The sequence below is a fragment of the Pseudomonas machongensis genome (assembly GCF_034961125.1).
Classification (GTDB): domain Bacteria; phylum Pseudomonadota; class Gammaproteobacteria; order Pseudomonadales; family Pseudomonadaceae; genus Aquipseudomonas; species Aquipseudomonas machongensis.
Genome location: NZ_JAYFUI010000160.1, coordinates 1 through 3,738, shown reverse-complemented (window position 1 = coordinate 3,738; position 3,738 = coordinate 1). Strand labels below are relative to the sequence as shown.

Annotated in this window: 2 protein-coding genes; one reads left to right on the top strand and one right to left on the bottom strand. The window is 65.0% G+C overall.

All coding sequences use genetic code 11. The features are described 5' to 3' along the window. Positions 1-142: 142 nt before the first annotated feature. Positions 143-889 (bottom strand): WbqC family protein, encoded by a 747-nt coding sequence (locus tag VA602_RS15195; RefSeq protein WP_323453632.1) that lies wholly within the window; start codon positions 887-889, stop codon positions 143-145. A gap of 277 nt (positions 890-1,166) precedes the next feature. Here VA602_RS15195 and VA602_RS15190 point away from each other — a divergent pair. Further along, positions 1,167-3,738: aminotransferase (locus tag VA602_RS15190; protein ID WP_323453631.1), on the top strand; the 2,572-nt coding region annotated here is incomplete at its 3' end.

Here is a 3,738-nt window from a genome sequence, read left to right as displayed (position 1 = left end):
CCGACGCCCAGCTCCAGAATCGAGTGATGTTCCTGGCATAGCTTCATGATCCGCTGGGGATACCAGTTGAGCATGATGTCGTTGTCGAAGGCGAAGCCGAAACGATCACTGTAGGCGCCGATGTAGCTGTCTAGTGCATTGCTCATGGGGAGACTCGCATGTCGGGTGCTGCGCCCGTCGGCGCGGTGGATTCAGGAGCCGGTGGTCGCACATGCTTCATGAAGCGCGGTGCGTCCGGGCCACAGTTGAACAGCAGGTCGAGGATGGTCACGCCATGGGTGAAATCACCCCACTGCTGCGGGTATTGGGGGTAGCCGCTGTAGTCGAACCAACTGACGGTGATACCCTGTGCGGCGAACAGGCTTTCATCCAGGTAGTCGCGCGCGGCGGGGCCGGAAAGGTATTCGCTGGCACCGGCTTGCAGGCACAAGTCGACCAGGCGTTCGCTCTTGCCTTCACCCAGGCGATAGTCCCAGGAGTGGCTGATGCGTGTGCCGATGCCCAGATACCCACAGATGGCCTGCAACAGCCTGTGGTTCAGGGGGCTGAGATGGCGGTGGGCCTGTTCCATGTACAGCGGCTTGAGCCATTCGGCGATAGCCTTGAAATGCGGGGCCTTGGCGTAGTTGGCTTCCAAGGTCTTCCAGTGTTTGACCTGCCAGCGCTGGTCGTGCAGCTCGACGTCGCGGATGCGCCGGTCGATGCCCTGGCCGACAGGGACGGTCAGCCATTCCACGCCTTTGGGCGTCTTGATCTGGTTGCGGTTGCGCCAGTCGTTCTTGGTGTACTGCATGTCGTCGTAGAGGATGAACTCGTCCACGGCGGCGATCAGGTCGAAGTAGCCCTTCCAGGGGATGTAGTTCGATTGCAGGATGGCGACTTTCTTCATGACCCTGCCCCTGTGTCTGGGTGACGGACTTCTGACGCAGGCAGTTGGCGCGACGATGCCACCGCGTCAAGGAGCCGGTGCGGGAGAGGCGACAACAACAGTGGTGCAGCGTGCATCGACATCGAGCTCCTGGTGGACAGCGGGCGAGGCCAGGCCTTCTGGGGCGCGGCTTTGGCAATGATCGTTGCAGATTGGCAACGACAGTCTGCGCTTCACCCCCTTGCTTCCGGGCAGTGGTAATGGCGATATAAGCAAAAAAGAGGCCGAGGTTCGCACCATGCCGTTGCACACCCTGATCCACCGCTCCAGCCTTCCACGTCCCGAGGTTTCCGAGGTGCAGGCCAGCCATGCCCTGCAGGCCTATTACGGCCTGCACGGCGCGCTGGTGCCCCTCGGTAGCCAGCAGGACGTGAACTTCCGGCTGGACAGCGAGCAGGGGCGCTTCGTCTTCAAGCTGTGCCATGGCAGCTATGCCCAGGTTGAGCTCGAAGCGCAGCATGCTGCACTGGCCTACCTGCGCGGGCAGGGTTTACCGGTGCCTGCGGTGCGCCCGGCGCTCAATGGTGAGGGGCTGCTGGCGCTGGAAATCGGCGGGCAGGCCCTGCGTGGCCGGTTGCTCGAGTACATTGAAGGCCAGCCGCTGACCCGCCTCAAGCACATGCCGGATAGGCTGATGGCCGAGCTGGGGGCGCTGTGTGCGCAACTTGGCAAGGCCCTGGCCGGTTTCGAGCACCCGGGGCTGGAGCGCACGCTGCAGTGGGACCCACGCCATGCCGAGGAGTTGATCGAGCACCTGCTGCCGGTCATCAAGGATGAGGCCCGGCGCGAGCGCGTCGAGGGTGTGGCCAGTCAGGCGCGGGCGCGTCTGCAGCCGCTGGTCGGACAGCTTCCGACGCAGGCGGTGCATCTGGACATCACCGATGACAACGTGGTCTGGGCGCTTGACGAGCATCGTCAGTGGCAGGCGCAAGGCGTTATCGACTTCGGCGACCTGTCACACACCTGGCGTATCGCCGACCTCTCGGTCACCTGCGCGGCCTTGCTGCATCATGCCGAAGGCGATCCGCTACGGATCTTGCCGGTGGTTGCGGCCTACCAGGCGGTCAATCCGCTGAGCGAAGCCGAATTGCGCGCCTTGTGGCCGCTGGTGCTCAACCGTTCCGCGGTGCTGGTGCTCAGCAGCGAGCAGCAACTCACCGTCGATCCGGACAACCAGTACACCCGCGACAACATCGCCCATGAGTGGGAAATCTTCGATACCGCCACTGCGGTGCCTGCCGCCCTGATGGAAGCGGCGATCCTGCAGGCCGCGGGCCTTGCCCCGGACACCCTGGACCTCGGCGACTGTGCAGCACTGCTGCCGAGCCTGGCCGGCCAGACCGTGCGTCGGCTCGATCTGGGGGTGCTGAGCCCGCACTGCGAGGCTGGAAACTGGCAGCAGCCTGGATTCGACCAGCACCTGTTGCTTGCCACCCCGGCTCCCGCCACCACGCTGCATGGGCAGTACCGTCTGTCGCAAACCCATTTTGACCGCCCTGACGAGCCTGCCACCTGTGCCTTGGGCGTGGAACTGAACCTGCCGGGCGGCACGGTGTTGCACGCGCCGCAAACCGGTATCTGGCTGAGCACGGGGGATGGCCGCGGGTGCCTGAGCTCCGCCGGTTGGGGGCTGTGGCTGAGCGGCCTGGAGCAGGCGCCGGAGGATGGCGAATCGGTGCGCAAGGGCCAGATGCTCGGTTCGACCTGTGGCTTCCTGAGCGTACAGCTGTGCCTGGATCCGAACATTGCGCCGCCGTTCTTTGCCAAACCGTCCCAGGCACAGGCCTGGCTGGCGCTTTGCCCGTCGCCGGCGGCACTGCTGGGCTTCGACTGCGATGCCGAGCCGCTGGTCGATGCCCAGGCCCTGCTGGCGCGGCGCGATGCCAGCTTCGCCCGCTCGCAGAAGCACTACTACGCCCAGCCGCCGCATATCGAGCGCGGCTGGCGCAACTACCTGATCGACATGCAGGGGCGTTCCTACCTGGACATGCTCAACAACGTGGCGGTGCTCGGGCATGGGCATCCGCGCATGGTCGCCGAATCGGCGCGGCAGTGGTCGCTGGTCAATACCAACTCGCGCTTCCACTACGCGGCCATCGCCGAGTTCTCCGAACGTCTGCTCGAATTAGCGCCGGAAGGCTTCGACCGGGTGTTTCTTGTCAACAGCGGTACCGAGGCCAACGATCTGGCGATCCGTCTGGCCTGGGCCTACAGCGGCGGGCGTGACCTGCTCAGCGTGCTGGAGGCCTATCACGGCTGGTCGGTGGCCACCGATGCTATCTCCACCTCGATCGCCGACAATCCCCAGGCTCTGGAAACCCGACCGGACTGGGTGCATCCGGTAGAGGCGCCCAATACGTTCCGCGGCCGTTACCGCGGCGCTGACAGTGCCAGTGATTACCTGCGCGATGTCGACGCCAAGCTCGCCGACCTGGATGCCCGTGGCCGCCAGCTTGCAGGGATGATCTGCGAGCCTGTGTACGGCAATGCCGGCGGTATCTCGCTGCCCCTGGGCTACCTGCGCGAGGCCTATGCAAAGGTGCGGGCGCGCGGCGGCGTGTGCATCGCCGATGAAGTGCAGGTTGGCTACGGCCGCCTGGGCGAGTACTTCTGGGGCTTCGAGGAGCAGGGCGTGGTGCCGGACATCATCACCATGGCCAAGGGCATGGGCAATGGTCAGCCGCTGGGGGCGGTGATCACCCGGCGCGACATTGCCGAAGCGCTCGAGGCCGAGGGTTATTTCTTCTCCTCGGCCGGGGGCAGCCCGGTGAGCTGCCGCATCGGCATGGCAGTGCTGGATGTGATGCGCG